The 15,958-nt window shown below is 71.7% G+C and carries 10 protein-coding genes; 2 read left to right on the top strand and 8 right to left on the bottom strand.

Annotation, left to right across the window (positions count from 1 at the left end):
* Positions 1–3: 3 nt before the first annotated feature.
* Positions 4–810: a DegV family protein gene (locus tag ACIBHY_RS32455; RefSeq protein WP_397248566.1), complete on the top strand. Its 807-nt coding sequence runs from the start codon at positions 4–6 to the stop codon at positions 808–810.
* A gap of 346 nt (positions 811–1,156) precedes the next feature.
* Here ACIBHY_RS32455 and holA read toward each other — a convergent pair whose 3' ends face one another.
* From holA to ACIBHY_RS32435, 4 genes are all read right to left on the bottom strand, one after another.
* Positions 1,157–2,140, bottom strand: coding sequence for a DNA polymerase III subunit delta (gene holA / locus ACIBHY_RS32450; protein WP_397248568.1), 984 nt, complete (start codon positions 2,138–2,140; stop codon positions 1,157–1,159).
* A 631-nt stretch (positions 2,141–2,771) separates the two neighbouring features.
* Positions 2,772–5,033, bottom strand: a complete 2,262-nt coding sequence (locus ACIBHY_RS32445) for a ComEC/Rec2 family competence protein (RefSeq protein WP_397308695.1) — start codon at positions 5,031–5,033, stop codon at positions 2,772–2,774.
* 562 nt (positions 5,034–5,595) lie between these two features.
* Positions 5,596–6,282 (bottom strand): helix-hairpin-helix domain-containing protein, encoded by a 687-nt coding sequence (locus ACIBHY_RS32440; protein ID WP_397308694.1) that lies wholly within the window; start codon positions 6,280–6,282, stop codon positions 5,596–5,598.
* Between the two features lie 503 nt (positions 6,283–6,785).
* Positions 6,786–7,271: a MarR family winged helix-turn-helix transcriptional regulator gene (locus ACIBHY_RS32435; protein WP_397248574.1), complete on the bottom strand. Its 486-nt coding sequence runs from the start codon at positions 7,269–7,271 to the stop codon at positions 6,786–6,788.
* Between the two features lie 67 nt (positions 7,272–7,338).
* On the opposite strand from ACIBHY_RS32435, the gene ACIBHY_RS32430 reads away from it, so the two are divergent.
* Positions 7,339–8,520 carry an MFS transporter gene (locus ACIBHY_RS32430; protein WP_397308693.1) on the top strand — a complete coding sequence of 394 codons (1,182 nt, stop codon included), beginning with the start codon at positions 7,339–7,341 and terminating at the stop codon, positions 8,518–8,520.
* Here the strand turns inward: ACIBHY_RS32430 and ACIBHY_RS32425 are convergent.
* The 4 genes from ACIBHY_RS32425 to ACIBHY_RS32410 are packed head-to-tail and all read right to left on the bottom strand — an operon-like array spanning position 8,474 to position 15,921.
* The gene (locus tag ACIBHY_RS32425) at positions 8,474–9,172 is read right to left on the bottom strand and encodes an ABC transporter ATP-binding protein (protein WP_397248578.1); all 699 of its coding nucleotides are present in this window, start codon (positions 9,170–9,172) and stop codon (positions 8,474–8,476) included. The genes ACIBHY_RS32430 and ACIBHY_RS32425 overlap by 47 nt on opposite strands.
* Positions 9,165–10,085, bottom strand: a complete 921-nt coding sequence (locus tag ACIBHY_RS32420; protein ID WP_397248580.1) for an ABC transporter ATP-binding protein — start codon at positions 10,083–10,085, stop codon at positions 9,165–9,167. The genes ACIBHY_RS32425 and ACIBHY_RS32420 overlap by 8 nt, the downstream gene beginning before the upstream one ends.
* 2 nt (positions 10,086–10,087) lie before the next feature.
* On the bottom strand, positions 10,088–12,748 hold the full coding sequence (locus tag ACIBHY_RS32415) for a hypothetical protein (RefSeq protein WP_397308692.1): 2,661 nt from the start codon (positions 12,746–12,748) through the stop codon (positions 10,088–10,090).
* Entirely contained in the window at positions 12,745–15,921 is a 3,177-nt protein-coding gene (locus ACIBHY_RS32410) for an ABC transporter permease (RefSeq protein ID WP_397308691.1), read from the bottom strand. The genes ACIBHY_RS32415 and ACIBHY_RS32410 overlap by 4 nt, the downstream gene beginning before the upstream one ends.
* Positions 15,922–15,958 lie beyond the last annotated feature (37 nt).

Genomic DNA, 15,958 nt, shown 5'->3' with positions numbered 1-15,958 from the left:
GGTATGCCGCCTTCGGTCGCCGTCGTCACGGACTCCACCGCCTACCTGCCCGCCGTCGAAGGCGTCACGGTCGTCCCCCTTTCGGTCCTCGTCGGCGGAACGGCCCACGACGAACCCGACTTCACCGGCGACCTCGCCACGGTCACGACGTCGCAGCCGTCACCTTCACGTTTCGCCACCTGCTACCGCGCGCTCGCGGCGGCCGGCCATACCGCGATCGTCTCCATCCACCTGTCCGCCGAACTGTCCGGAACCGTGGGCGCCGCCGAACTGGCCGCCTCGACCGCCGGGTTACCGGTCGAGGTCGTGGACAGCCGGTCGCTCGCCATGGGCCTCGGATACCCGGTCCTGGCCGCCGCCCGCGCCGCCGCCCAGGGCGCCCCGCTGGCCACGGTGGCCGAAGCGGCCCGCACCAGCGCCGCCGCCACCCGCACGTTCTTCTACGTCGACACCCTCGACCAACTCCACCGCAGCGGCCGGGTCAGCGCGGCCGCCACCCTGTTCGGCTCCGCCCTCATGATCAAACCCCTGCTCCACATCGAGGACGGCACCATCCAGCCCCTGGAGAAGGTCCGCACGGCTACCCGGGCGGTGGCCCGCATGGAAGATCTGGCGGTGGAGGCCGCGTCCTCGTCACCGGTAGACCTGGCAGTCCAACACCTGTCCGCCCCGGACCGAGCCCACGCGCTGGCCGAGCGCCTCCGCAAACGCCTGCCGGGACTGCGCGAACTCACCTTGGTAGAGGTAGGCGCCGTAGTGGGGGCCCACGTAGGGCCCGGCATGCTCGGCATCACCCTAACCCCCGCCTAACCACCCCCAGACCCCACCACCCATCAGCCGTCCCACTGCCCTGCCCCACAACCCGCCTGTCCCTACGCCTCGCCCCGCGACCCGTTTGTCCCCGAACCTTGGCCCAGGGCCTGCCTGCTCCGGCGCCTTGGCCCGCGACCCGCCTGTCCCCACGCTTTGGCCCACGGCCCGCCTGTCGCTGCGTCTTGGCTCACGGCCCGCCTGTTCCTGCGTCTTGGCCCAGGCTCGCATGTTTCCGGCAGCCTTGGCCCGCGACCCGTCTGCCCCTGTGGCATCGACACCCTGCTGGTCAGGCGGCGGGGTTCTGGGGGAGTCCACAATCCTGCCCGACAGGCGGCCTGGGGTGTCAGCGCCCCGTGCGGTTGGCCACGATGGTCTGGACGACGCGTTCGAGCGCGTAGCCCGGGTCGGCACCGCCGCCCTTGACCTGCTCGTCGGCCACCGCCACCGCCTGGAGTGCCCGTGACAACCCCTCCGGCCCCCAGCCGTTGAGCTGGCGGCGTACCCGATCGACCTTCCACGGCGGCATCCCCAGGTGGCCGGCCAGCTGACCGCCGCGAAGGTTGCGGGGCGCCCCGCCCACCTTGGCCAGCGACCGCAGGCCGCCCGCCATCGCGCTGACCAGCAGCACCGGCGCCACACCCGTGCCCAGCGCCCAGCGCAGTTGTTCGAGCGCGTCCCCCAGCCGCCCCTCGACAGCCGAGTCCGCCACATTGAACCCGGTGACCTCGGCGCGCCCCTTGTGATACCGCGCGACCGCCGCCAGGGTGATGGTCTTCTCCTGCGTGTCGAACGCCAGCTGACTACACGCGGCAGCCAGTTCACGAAGATCATTACCTACGGCCTCAAGGAGCGCCTGCGCCGCGTCGCCGGCGATGGCGCGCTTGGCCCGTTTCACCTCGGTCTTGATGAAGTCGAGCCGCTCGGCGGGCTTGGTGAGCTTGCTGACGGTGACAACGTTCACCCGAGCCTTCTTCAGCCCGTCGACCAACGCTTTCCCCTTGACCCCGCCCGGATGCATCAGCACCAGCACCGTGTCGTCGGAAGGCTGCCCCGCATAGGCCAGTACCTCGGCGATCACATCCTTGCCCAGATCCTGCGCCGACCGGATCACCACCACCGACCGATCCCCGAACAAGGACGGTGAGGCCAACTGCGTCAGCTCCCCCTGGGTCACCTTGGACCCGACCAGATCGTGCACCTCCGCCCCGGCGTCGGCAGCACGCGCGATGGCGACAACCTCGCCAACGGCCCGCTCAGCCAGCAGCTCCTCGTCGCCTACGACCAGGGTCACGAGTGGTGGATCGGTTGCGGCCATGTCGAGCAGCATGCCATGTCCCAACGACAACCCGGAACTCAATCCACCACCCACCAGAGCGACCGCCACCCCTGCCACGGGGAAGCCCGAGGACGCCGCTCCGGCACCCGAACCGCCTAGGTCGGCGAGAGGTGTCTCGGCCGAGGCGAGCGATGTCTCGGCTGCGGCGAGTGCTGCTTCGGCCGAGGCTAGGGCTGTCTTTCTGCGCGAAGCGGGGTTTCGACTCGCACGCGCTCGGGGGAGCGGTGAAGGCCCGCATGGGCGCACGGGTGCGGTTGCAGATCGGGGAAGAGCATGGGTGGGCCACATGACCAAGCGAGACCTCGTGCTCGGTGGACAGGGGAAGGGCGGAGCGTCGCTGCGTTGTGCGCCACCCGGACCACACCTGCACGAGATGCGGGCCGGAAGGGAGCGGGTGCTCGGGACAAGACGGCGAGCGCCGCGGTTGGCGGATGCTGGAGGGCGACGTCGTCGTAGCGGTCGGCGGGTTGGTGACGAGAGGGGCGTGAGGGGGAGGCGAGCGCGAGGGGGTGGGGTGGGTTGGGCGGTGGGGCTAGGTGCGAGGGGTGATGGCCCGTGAGGGCTAGTTGCGGAGAGTGATGGCCCGTGAGAGCTGGTTGCGGGGGTGATGGCCCCGTGGGGGCTAGTTGCGGGGGGTGATGGCCAGGGTGGCGTTGTGGTCGGTTACGGCTAGGTCGCCGGACTGGTCGGTGCGGTAGATGCGGGTGCCGGAGCGGTGGAGGAGGGCCAGCGTGGCCGGTGCGGGATGGCCGTAGGTGTTGTCGGAGCCGACGCTGATCAGGGCCGCTCGGGCACCGACGGCGGAGATGAAGGCGGGGTCCTGGCGGGCGGAGCCGTGGTGGGGGACCTTCAGGATGTCGGCGGCTGGGGAGGCCGTTCGCAGGAGGTCGGATTGGGCTTCGGTTTCTATGTCGCCGCTCAGGAGGATGGAGCCCGCGTGCCAGCGGACGCGGAGGACGACGCTGGTGTTGTTGATCTCGCTGCCCTCGGTTGCGGCGTTTGCGGTTGGGGGTGTCGCGGGTGGGGCCAGGACGGTGAGCTCGGAGGGGCCGAAGGTCCATTGGGTGCCTGGGATGGCTGTCCATTGGGGGATGTGGTGGGTTGAGAGGGTTCGGGTGATGGGGGGTGGGGTGGCGGAGTGGTTGGTCAGCAGGGCGGCGCCTATGCGGCGGTTCTTCAGGGCTCCGGTCAGGCCGCCGGTGTGGTCGGCGTGGGGATGGGTCAGGATGATCAATGGGATCTCGCGGATGCCCAGGTCGCGTAGGCAGCGGTCCATGGGAGTTGGGTCGGGGCCGGTGTCCACGACCACTGCCCTGCCTGGGCCTGCGGCGATGACCATGCCGTCGCCCTGACCTACGTCGCACATCACCATGAGCCACCTGCGTGGCGGCCACGGGGACAGGGCGGGTGGAAGGACCAGGGCGGCGATCAAGATGCCCGCCAGCACAGCCAGGGTGACGGCTCGGCATCGAGGGTGGCGGAGCAGGGGTACGGCGACGGCCACCGCCATCGCCAGGAGGGCCAAGCCGAGCAGGCCGCCGGGCCACGGGATGGTGGCGAACGGCAGGCCCGCCGCCCACTGTGCGACGGTGATGATCCAGCCCACGGCGTACCCGGCCGGGATCAGCAGGATCCGTGCCGCCTCGACGCTGATCGGGGCCACGACGGATGCGGCGAATCCCAGGAGCGTCGCCGGGGCCACCGCGGGGCCGGCCAGGAGATTGGCGATCACCGCGACCGGGGTGACCTGGCCGGACATCAGGACCAGCACCGGCGTCACGGCGAACTGGGCGGCGGCCGGCACCGCGATCGCCTCCGCCAGCCACCGGGGCAGGCCCCGCCGCGGCCTGAGAAGGCTTGCCGCCGCCTGGGCAACGGAAGACCTTGGGCGTGGGTGGTGTCGCCTGCGTGTGCTTCGGGTTCGAGGGGCTTCCGTGGTGAGGGCGAGGGACGCGGCCGGACGCACGGTGAGGGGTTGTGCGGTGGTGCTCGGCTCCGTGGTGATGAGGCGCGCGGCGCCGGGTCCTGTGGTGGTGGGGCGTGGGGTGATGGGCTCTGCGGTGGTGGGGTGCGCGGCGCCGGGCCCTGCGGTGATCGGGTGCACGCGTGCTTGGTGCGTCGCGTCGCCTGCTGGTACGTGATTTTGAACGCCGGGATCTGTGGGCGTGCTTCCTCGGGTGGCGTGTTGGGGGAGGGCAGGCGAGGCGGGGGTTGGTGGAGGCGGGGTGTGGGGTTCGGCGGGGGTGCGGGTGGGCCGGAGCCTGGCGGGGGTGGGTGTGGGGCGAGGGTTGGTGGGTGTGGGTGTGGGTGTGGGGCGGAGTTTGGTGGGGGTGGGGCGGGTCTGGGTGTGGGGGGTTGGTGGGGTGGATGGGTGAGCGGGTGGGGGTTGGGTCAGGTGGTCGCGCCATTTGGGGGCCAGGAGGAGGATGCCGGCGGTGGCGGTTACGGAGAGGGCGAAGCCGTAGGAGCGGGCCAGGCCGGGGGAGAAGAGGATCAGGAAGAGGACGGAGATCGACAGGGCGGCCATGCCGTGGCGGGGGCGGCCGGTGGCCAGGGCCAGTGCGGCTGCCAGGCCCATCGCCAGGGCTCTCAGGACGCTGGGGGAGGGGCGGGCCACCACTGCGAAGGCGATCATGGCGGTTGCGGCCAGGAGTGCTCTTACGGGTAGGGGGAGGCCTGTCAGGCGGGACAGGGCCAGGGCCGCGCCGGCGATGATGGCGAGGTTGGCGCCGGATACGGCGGTCAGGTGGGTGAGGCCGGCTTCTTTGAAGTCGGTGGATACCTGGGGGTCCATGCGGGAGGTGTCGCCTACTACCAGGGCGGGGAGTAGGCCGCGTTGGTCTTCGGGGAAGGGGTCGGCGGCTGCTCTCAGGGCGGAGCGCATGGTTCCGGCGGCGGTTTGGATTGTTGAGGGGGCGCCCAGTTGCTGAGGGGCGCCTTGTACCAGGAGGAGGGCGGCTGTTAGGTCGGCCGGATCGGCGGGGGCCAGTTTGGCGGTGATCTTCAGGCGTTGGCTGGGGAGGAGGGTTCGCCAGTGTGGGCCTGTGGCGAAGAGGGTTACCGGGGTGCTCAGGGTTAGGCGGGTTGTGGGGGTTTGTAGGAGTTCTAGGCGGGCTTCTGCTACGACGCTTTCGCCGGGAAAGCGGGGGTTCTTTCGGGTTCGGGGGTCGTTGGTGAGGACTACCTCGGCTGTTGCGGTTAGGCCTTTTCTGGCTAGGTCGGGGATGGGGCCCGTGGAAACCGCGTGGGTGTGGAAGGCCACTGTGGCGGCTGTCGCCGCGGTGCAGGCGGCTATGGCCACTGCGGTGCCTCGCCAGGGGGGTGTGGCGTAGAGCATTGCGGTGGCCAGTGTGGCGACTGCCGCGCAGATGAAGCCGACCTGTGGCGGAGCGCCCAGGAGGATCAGGGCGGTGGCCCAGGTGGCGAGGGCGGGGAAGACGGTGGGGCTATACGCGGACTCGGTCTTTGAGCTCTTCATACTTGCGCGGGCCTATGCCTGTCACCTCCTTGAGCTGGTCGATGCTGGTGAAGCCGCCGTGTGTGTCGCGGAACTCGGCTATGCGGGTGGCCAGGACCTCGCCCACGCCTGGTAACTGCTCCAGTTGGACGGGGGTGGCGGTGTTGAGGTCGACGATCGACGTTGTGGGGTCTGAGGCCAGGGCCGCCGCTGCCGCCTCGGGAGTGCCTACGGCTATTTGCTCTCCGTCTATCAGGCGGCGGGCCAGATTGAGGGGGCTTGGGTCGGTGCCCCTTCGCAGGCCTCCGGCGGCGGTCAGGGCGTCCGTCACGCGGGAGCCGGTGGGGAGGCGGTAGACGCCTGGGGTGCGTACTTTGCCGGTGACGTGGATGGTTACCGAGGCGGTCGGGCGTGGGGTGGTCGCCGCTGGGGGTGGTGGGAGTGGGGCGGGGGTGGGGGCTGAACGCCAGAAGGTGAACGCGGCTATCGCTGCTGCCAGGACGCCTATGGCTATGAGGACGCGTGCGCCTGTGCGGGTGGGGGCTTGGGCGGCCACTGCCGCGCGGAATGCCTGGAAGGTGGGTGGGAGGTTGCGCTCGCCCGTCCCTGGATGGGTGATCGATCGCAGCCTCGCCTCGGCTATGGCCTGCTCGCTGGTGGGATCGGGGGAGCGCACGGCAGCGACGGTACGGCGGGGCGGGGTGAGGGGGATCGGGCGAACGGGGTTCTGGGGATAGGGCGGGGGCTGTGGACAACGCGACCCAACCGGCCATCCGGCCAACGGGTCACACGCGGGCCACGAGGGCTCACGGGCCAGGAGGGGGCCAAGGTGGTCGTGAGACTCGCGAGCCGGGCCGATGGGGCCGGCGTGGCAGGGCGGGCAAGTGCGGGCAAGTGCGGGCGGGTGGACAGCGGGTTGTGGTCGGGTGGGCAAGCGCGGGCCGGGGGTGGAGGGTCGTCGGCGTGGCACGGCGGACGAGCGCGGGCCGAGGCGGTGAAGGGCTGGTGGGGGGCGAACCCCGGTGGAGGCTGAACGCGGGTGGAGGTGAACCCCGGTGGAGGCTGAACGCGGGTGGAGGTGAAGGCCGGTGGGGGCGATCACAGGGGCCGAACGCGGGTGGAGGCGAACGCTGGTGGGGGCGGACGTCGGTGGGGGTGAGCGCTGGTGGGGGGTGGAGGTTAGTGGGGGGATTCGACGTTGTGGAGGAGTTGCTTCAGCAGGGCGTCCAACGTCACCCGATCCTCAAGCGAAAGCGCCGAGATCATCCCCGACTCCACCACCGCCCGAATCTCCATCGCCTCGGTCCACAACTCACGTCCCCGCTCGGTCAGCTCCACATCCACCCGCCGCCGGTCATCACTGCTCCGCACTCTGCGGATCAGTCCCGACCGTTCGAGCGTGTCGAGCCGTCCGGTCATCCCCGCCGGTGAAAGCAGCAGCTCCGCCGCCAGCGCAGATGGCGTGGCGCTCCCCGCGTGCGCCGCCAGCCGGTGCAGCGTCTCGAACTCGAAGTCCTGCATCCCCACCTCGGCCAGCGCCGCCGCCTTCGTCTGGTGGAGGTGCTTGACCAGCATCTGCATCCGGGTCACCACCCCCTCGACGAGTTCGTCGTAGGGGGCCTTGCCGCGCCAGCGGGCCAGGTGACGGTCGACGGAGTCTTCCACGATTGGATCATACGCCACTAAGTATTTTGTTGACGAAACATTCGCCAGCGAAATACCATCCCAAGCCATGACGAACCGCCTGCTGGCCGGGCGCGCCCTGTCCGCCCTCGCCACCGCCCTGATCCCCACCACCCTCACCCTCGCCGTCCTGCGCACCACCGGCTCCGGCGCCGACCTCGGACTGGTGCTGGCCGCCGAACTCGTCCCGCTGCTGCTGTTCCTGCCCATCGGCGGAGTGCTCGCCGACCGCATGAGGCCGGAACGGGTGGCGCTGGGCGCGGATCTGGCCCGCTGTCTCACTCAGGTCGGCATCGGCGCCGAGCTGCTGCTCGGCGTGAACCGGATCCTCGATCTGGCCGTTCTCTCGGCCGCGGCGGGGGTGGCGATCGCGTTCGGGATGCCGGCCGTACCCCGGCTGGTGGCCGCGGTCGTGCCCGAGCGGGACCGGTTGCGGGTCAACGCGCGCATCGGAGTGGCGACGAGCCTGTCGGCGGTGGCGGCGCCCGCGCTCGCGGGCGGGGTGGTGCTCGTGGCGGGTCCCGGCTGGGCGGCGCTGCTGACCGGGCTGCTGTTCGCGTGCTCGGCACTCACCCTCGGCTCAGTCCGTACGGCAGGCCTGCCCCACCCCGCCCACCGCCGGACCTTCGGCGCCGACCTGCGCGAGGGCTGGCAGGAGGTCAGGCGGCGCCCCTGGTTTCTGACCAGCGTGCTCGGCCACGGCGTCTGGCACTTCGCCGCGGGCCTCTTCCTGACCCTGGGCCCGCTGGCCGTCACGGGCGCGGCCGGTGAGGCCGGATGGGTGCTGATCGTGCAGTGCGGCACCGCCGGCCTGGTCGCGGGCGTGTTCGCCGCCCCCAGGCTGCCCATCCGCCGCCCGCTGGTGGTGGTCCAGGTGAGCGCGGCCCTGTACGTGCTGCCGATGGCCGCACTGGCGTTCGCCGCCCCGGTGTGGGTGCTGGCGGGGGCCTATCTGGTGGCGATGTTCGGGCTGGGCCTGCTGAGCCCGTTGTGGGAGACGGTCGTGGCCGGGGAGATTCCGCAGGCGGCGCTGGGGCGGGTGCGCTCGTTCGACCAGCTGATCTCGTTCGCCTCGCGGCCGTTCGGGCTGGCCGTGGCGGTGCCGCTGGCCGGGGTGACCGGCGGCACGGGGCTGCTGCTGGTGGCGGGGGTGCTGGTGACGGCGGCCAACCTCGCCGCCGTGGTCAGGACTCCTGCAGCAGCGCCGCTTCCCGAACCACGCCGTCGCTGATCTCCAGCACCCGGTCGGCCAGCGTGATCAGGCTCGGGTCGTGGGTGGCGACCAGCGCCGTCACGCCCTCGCTGCGCACCAGCGCCCGGATGAGCTGCATGATCTGGCGGCCGGTCTGGGAGTCGAGCTGGCCGGTCGGCTCGTCGGCGATGAGCAGTCTCGGCCGGTTGGCCAGGGAGCGCGCGATCGCGACGCGCTGGCGCTGGCCGCCGGACAGTTCGTAGGGGCGCTGGTTGACGTGTTGTTCGAGGCCGACGAGGGCCAGCAGCATGCGTACCCGCCGCTCGCGCTCTTCGACGGGCGTGCGCGCGAGGCGCATGGGCACGCCGACGTTCTCGGCGGCCGAGAGCACCGGGATGAGGCCGAAGGACTGGAAGACGAAGCCGACGGTGTCGCGGCGCAACGCCAGCAGGGCGTCCTCGCTCATGGCCGTGACCTCCTCGCCTGCCACGACGACCCGGCCGGCGTCGGGACGGTCCAGGCCGCCGATCTGGTTCAGGAGCGTGGTCTTGCCGGAGCCCGACCGGCCGCGGATGGCGATCAGCTCGCCGGGAAAGGCCTGGAAGGACACCTCGCGCAGGGCCACGACCTCCTTGGGGCCCGTCCGGTAGACCTTGCGCAGCCCGTCGACGACGACCAGGGGCTCACTCACCGTTGCTCTCCTCTCGCGCGGGCCATACGCCGATGTGGTCGGACTCGAGTTCGAGCCGTACGCGCCGCTCCAGCTCCAGGGCGTTCATGAAGTCGCGGGGCAGCTGGAGGCGGCCGACGCGGTCGAGGACGGCGTACTCCTCGGCGACGATCTGACCCTCGGCGCCCTCGCGGCGCAGCGTCTCGCTGGAGGTGCGGCCGTCGCGGATGCCGATCGTGCGGTCCACCTGCTCGGACACGAGCGGGTCGTGGGTGACGATGACGACGGTGACGCCGAGTTCGCGGTTGGCCTTGCGCAGCGCGTGGAAGACCTCCTCCGAGGTGTCGCTGTCGAGCTCGCCGGTGGGCTCGTCGGCGAGGATGAGCTGCGGGGAGTTGGCCAGCGCCACGGCGATGGCGACGCGCTGCTGCTCGCCGCCGGACATCTCGGACGGCCGGCGGTCGGCGCAGTAGTCGACCCCGAGCAGCGTCAGCAGCTCCACGGCCCGGCCCCTGCGCGCCTTGCCGGCCAGCTTCATGGGCAGCTCGACGTTCTCCTGTGCGGTCAGGTACGGCAGCAGGTTGCGCGCCGTCTGCTGCCAGATGAAACCGACGACCTCGCGCCGGTAGCGCAGCCGGTCCTTGGCGGCCATGGACAGCAGGTCGGTGCCGGCCACCTTGGCCAGGCCCGCCGTGGGGACGTCGAGGCCGGACAGCACGTTCAGCAGCGTCGACTTGCCGGAGCCGGAGGCGCCGACGATGGCGACCAGTTCGCCCTTCTGCACCAGCAGGTCAAGGCCCTGCAGGGCGACGACCTCGACACCTTCGGTCTTGTAGATGCGGACGAGGTTGTCACAGACGATGTGCGCGTCACCGCCGAAGGCGGCCTTCTCCTGGCTCGCCTGCGCTTCCAGCTCGGACAGGGTCGGGTTCACGTTCACTCACCCACTCGGAGTACGGAGCCGAGGCTGCGGCGACGGCTGATGGCGGTGTGCGCGTAGGCGCCCAGTACGGCGACGCCGGTCAGCCCGGCGGCCAGGAGCGTAGGAGTCAGCAGGTCGAGGTCGTAGCTCTGGACGTCGAGGTCGCCGGTGTAGGCCGACAGGTCGACGCCGGGGCCGAGCGCGGCGGGCAGGACGAGGCCGAGCGCGAGCCCGGCCAGCGAGGTCAGCACGATCATCGGGGAGATCTCCAGGACGGTCAGCCCCTGTGCCTGACGTGCCGACAGCCCCAGCGTACGCAGGAACGACAGGGCCGCGGCCCGCTCCGCCGCGCTGATCACGAGGGTCACCACGACCGCGACCAGCGCGTACGCCGCGAGCGCCACGGTCACGATCCGCAAGATGGCCAGAACGGTGCCGGTCAGCGCGTCACCGGTGATGGCCGCGCGGGCCTCGGCGGCCCCGGCTACGGTGATCAGCTTGGCGCCGTCGCCGCCCTTGATCGCGGCCGAGACCGCCTTGACGGCCTCCGCCCGCACCTGGGCCGGGTCGGCGTTGCCGCTGATGAGCAGGGTGTTGACGTTGACGCGGGTGCCGGCCCGCTGGTTGGTGTCCAGTGGGACGACGAGGAAGCGGCCCTGGCTGAAGAACCCGGGCACCTTCTCGATGACGCCGGCCTCGCGGACCTTCATCCGGTTCTGCCAGCCGATGTCGATGGTGCCGCGGCCCTTCATGCCGGGCGAGACGAGCGCGGGGATGCCGGCTCCGCCGGGCTGGGCGGGCAGGGTGACCGGGGTGCCGGCGATGAGTTCGCTCCACGCGGCCAGGTCGACGGCGAGGATGTCGGCCCGCTCGGCGGTGAACCCGATCTGCACCTTCCCCAGCTGCGCGGGGACGACCTGGTCGACGCCGGGTGTCCTGCCGATCTGGGTGATGGCCTCGTCGGTGAAGATGCCGGAGTACTCGACGCGGATCGGCGCGCCGGCCTTCTGCCACACGGCGACCTCCTGGGTGCGGACGATGCCGCTGGAGATCAGCGAGGCGAACACCGACACGGCCAGGGCGGGCAGCAGGATCAGGACCGGCAGGACGCTGAAGGAGCGGGCGCGGGCCGCCCTGGTCAGGCCCAGGAAGGGTACGGCGGGCCGGGCCCGTGCCGCCAGCCGTACGATGAGGCGCAGGGGGTAGGGATAGCAGCGCAGGGTGATCAGCGCGGCGGCCAGCGTGAGCGCGATCGGGACGAACAGCAGGAACGGGTCCTGCCCCTGCGTGGCCACGTCGGTGGTGAGCCCGCGGGTGCGGATCAGGTACGCGCCGACCAGGGCGAGCCCGATGACCAGGACTTCCAGCGTGATCCGCTTGGCCGACGGCTTGGCGGTGGCCACGTCGCCGCGGCGCTCGTTCAGGGGCGCGCGGTGCTCGATGGCGGCTCGGGCGCAGGCGTAGCCGATGCCGGTGAGCAGCAGCAGCGCGGGGCCGGCGTGCACGAGCGCGACGGCTGGTCCCGGTACGAGGTAGGCCAGGCCGTACCCGGCGAGGACGGCGGGCAGCAGGGCGGCGGCGGTGAGCCCGCCCGCGGTCGCGATGATCTGGCGCAGCGCGCCGCCGCGCGCCCGCATCAGGCCGAGCGCCTGGTCGATGCGGTCGAGCACGAGCTGCACGCCGAGCACGATGACGCCGAGCGCGACCATGAGCAGCCCGCCCAGTGCCAGGTACATGATCGTCTGCGCGGTGGCCAGCTTGGTGAGGAAGGCGGCGATGAGGTTGGCCAGCTGGGTGTCGAGGCGGTGGGCGAAGTCGCCCTTGGCGTTGAGCGCGAGCGCCTTGTCGTACTCCTTGATGGCGGTCTGCACCGCGACGGGGTCGAGCTTGGCGAGGGCGGCGGTGTCGACGGACAGGACCCAGCGGTAGTCGAGCTGACGGGCCTGGCCGCTCAGCACGGACAGCGCGGCGGGGGGGATGAGCACGGTGACGGACTTCTCGAGGTCCAGCTTGCCCGGCGGCTGCACCTCGTTGACGTTGAGCGCGTCGCCGTTGTGGCTCCACCAGCGGTCGCCGGGGTCGACCGCCTTGAAGATGCCGACGACCTTGATCGCGGCGTAGTCGCTCTCGCCGATGATCTGCCGGGCGCCGATCGTGAGCCCCATCTTCTTGGCCGCGTCGGCGACGACGCCGACCTCGAACAGGGGGATGTCGGTGTTCTCGAAGCGCGTGGTCGAGGGCTTGCCGGGCGCCCGTCCCTCGGTCCACTGCACGCGCCGGTCGGCGTTGGACAGCCAGGCCAGGTTGATGTACCTCATGCCGCCGGTGTTGTGCACCGGGGTGCGCGAGGTCTTGGCGCTCATGTGCGAGGTGCCGGCGCCGGGAGGGCGCACGACGGTCCGCAGCCCGGCCGGGACCAGCTCGCGCAGCTCCACGTCCCAGCGCTCGAACTGCTCGGCGGAGCCGATGTCCTGCCGGATCCCATGGGAGGCGGCGCGCGCGGTCAGGTCGGCCTGCTGCGCGGGGGCGGCGTCGAGATCCTGCGCCATCGCCCGGTTGAAGGCCCCCTGCATCATCCGCGGCATGCCCGCGATGAGCAGGCAGGCGCTCAGGGTGAGGACGGCGAGCATGGCGAGGGCGCCGGGATGCACCCGAGCCAGCCGCAGGGTCTTCATTGGTCCTCCCCGATGCGCAGCACTTGACCGAGACCCTGCCGCCGCATGCTGCGGGCCAGCCCGGCGACGATGGCGAACAACACCACGGCCACCACCACGAGCATGGCCGCCGTGGCCGGCCACGGGATGTCGAGCCGCACGTCCGGCGTGACCGCCGCGGCCTGGCCGGTGAGCACGATGTGCGGGACGACCAGGTATCCGACGGCGACCGCGAGCCCGGTCCCGGCCGCCAGCGACAGCCCGATGACGAACGTCTGCTCGATGGCCAGCAGCCCGAACACCTGACGGAAGCTCACGCCGAGCGCCCGCAGGATGGTGAACTCCGACATCCGCTCGCGCGCCGCCACCGCCGCGTTGACCAGGAAGCCGAGCGCCGCGAAGACCAGCGCCGCCAGGAAGCCGAGGATCAGCGCCCCCTGCAGGCCGCTGCCCAGCGGGTCGTCGCGCAGCTCCGTCGCCAGGCGCCGCTGGTCGAGCGCGGTGACGTTCCAGACGGGGTTGGTCCTGATCTTCTCGTACGCGGCGGTGGACGAGCCACCGGTGTTCAGCCACCATTCGGTCGCCGGCAGCGGGAGCTCGCCCGCGCTGAGCGTGCGGTCCTGCAGTGTCCTCAGATCCACGAGCACGGCAGGCTGCTCCGGCGTGGTCGTGGGCATGCGCTCCACCACGCCGGTCAGCTTGACCTCGATGACCTTCCGCTCGAACGTGATCGGCGCGACCTGGCCCACGGTCAGCTTGAGCGCGGCGGCCAGGTCCGCGGTGAGCACGACGGGCAGCGGCGCGTTGACCGTGGCGCCGGCCGCGCGCGGAGGCAGCAGCATCTTGTCCGGGTCGATGCCCGGGGGCGCCGGCATCACGACCGCGCCCTCGCGGCCGGACTCGATGGTGAACAGCCCTTCCCGGCCGGCCGGGTCCGCGCCCGCCCAGCGCAGGCCGCCGGGGACGCTCACCTCCTGGCCGTCGGCGCGCAGGGCGAGCACGCGGGCCTCGCGGTCGGTCTCGCTGACTCCGGAGATGAAGCCCTCGACGGCCAGCGGGTAGCTGACCTTCCCGCCGCGTCCGGTCAAGGCGGTGAGGTCGAGGGTGGCCTGCCGTACGGTCTTGGCGGTCGCCTCGACCGGCAGCGCGTGGCGTACGCCGAGCGCGTCGGAGAGCACGAGCTGCAGGGGGACGGCTCCGAAGGGCGCCCGCACGTCCACGGTGAGCGTGCGCGGGGTGCCGGCCAGCTTCACCGGCGCGGTCTTGGGCCGGCCGGCGGTGAGCCCGGCGCCGAGCTCGGTCACCGTCTGGGCGGACAGGTCGGAGCGCATCTGGAAGACCTGGCCGAGCTTGGCGGCGTCGATGGCGATCAGGCTGACGAACGCGTTGTCGACGTCGGCGCGGCCCCGGTAGGCGGGGGCGGCGGCCCGTACGCCGGGCAGCGCGCTGAAGGCGGTGCCCCTGCCGAGGGTGCCGAGTTCGCCGCCGTCCGGGGGTCCGGTCAGCCGCAGGTCCGCGCCGGCCTGGTGGCGGGCCTGGTCGCTCTGCGAGGCGCGCCAGGTGGAGGCGGTGGCCATCGAGACGATGCCGATGGCGATCGCCATGGTCAGCAGCAGCGCCGGTCCCGAGTAGCGCAGCGGCCGCCTGGCCACTTGCCAGGCGCCCAGCGCGGGCGCGAGACTGGCGCGCTTGGTGGTGAACCGTTCGGCGACCTTGGAGATGCGGGGGACCAGGCGCAGGCCGAGCATGCCGCCGGTGAGCAGCGCCAGCGCGGGGCCGGAGATGATCAGCGGGTCGATGCCCAGCTCGCCGCTGGTGGTCGAGGTCACCGGCGCGCCGTAGTGCTGCAGCTGCCAGATCGCCAGCCCGGCCACGACCAGCAGCGCCAGGTCCGCGCCCGCGCGCTCGATCAGGCCGCGCGCGCCGCTGCGGCCGCGTGCCGACTGTTCCTCCACATAGGTACGGCGGGCGCCGGCGAGGGCGGGCAGCGCCAGGAGCACCGCCGACACGAGCGCCACCGAGGTGGAGACCAGGAAGGTGCCGAGGTCGGCGACGGGCGCCAGCCGTACACCCGAGGCCTGGATCCACGGCAGCGTGTTGACCGCGGCCAGCAGCGGCGGGCCGAGGAACGGCGCGATGACCGCGCACGGGACGGCCACCAGCAGCGCCTCGCCGCCGGCCAGGGAGGCCAGCCGCCAGGTGCCGGCGCCGCGCGAGCGCAGGAGCGCGACCTCCATGCGCCGGTGGTCGGCCAGCAGGCGGGCGGTGAGCATGAGCGCGTACGCGGCCAGGAGCAGCAGTTGCAGCACCGGGATGAGCATGGTCGAGCGCGAGACCAGGGCGGCGGTGTCGAGCTGGGTGAGCACGCCGTTGAGCCGGCTGATGGCGGTGCACTCGGAGCAGCCGTTCGAGCGGAGCCGTTCGCGCAGGCCGCTGACGCCGTCGGCCAGCGGGCGCAGTTGCTCGGGGGAGACCTGGCGCAGGTCGGGCAGCGCGGTCCAGGTGGTGCTGACGGTGGTGGCGAAGTGGGTGAGGAAGGTGTCCCGGCCCACCATGAGCGGGCCGTAGGTGGTGTAGGAGCCGGTCTCGACGCCACGGCTGAGCAGGGCTTCGCCGCTCCAGCGGTCGCCGAAGGGGTCGTCGAGCTGGAAGATGCCGACGATCTTCACTTGGCGGGTCTTCTTGTCCACGCGGCCCTGGGTGGTGATGACCTGGCCGACCTTGAACGAGGTGGCCGAGGCGGCGGGCAGCGAGACGACGGCCTCCAGCGGCTGAGCGCCGTCGCGCGGCCAGGCGCCGGAGACGAGTTTGGCCTGCCGGTCGAGGCCGTCGTAGCTGCCGAACCTGAGCAGTTCCGGGCGCTCCTTGCGCTCCTGGCCGGGCATGGCGTAGGAGTCGGAGTGGAAGCTGGCGCCGATCGCCGTCGGCACTCCGGTGAAGAGCTGGCCCACCTGCTCGCGGATGACCTGGTCCAGCTTCGGGAAGGTCTCGCCCTTGACCGGCGCGGTCACCGTGACGGCGGTGTTGCCGAAGGAGGCCGTCTCCATGGTGCGCCGGACGCCGACATCGGCGATGGACGAGGCGTACATGGTCAGCGCCACGAGCGTGGTGGTGGCCAGCAGGATGGAGCCGAGGGCGGCGAGGAGAAGGAGCGGTTCACTGAACGCCCGCTTGACGATCAACGGCCCCCGCATATGACCCCCTTCACCCGTTTAGTGAACTTTTGAGGAT

It is taken from the genome of Nonomuraea sp. NPDC050547 (assembly GCF_044457345.1).
Lineage (GTDB): Bacteria > Actinomycetota > Actinomycetes > Streptosporangiales > Streptosporangiaceae > Nonomuraea.
The sequence above is the reverse complement of the archived record's forward strand: the minus strand, read 5'-3'. Positions and strand labels throughout refer to the sequence as shown.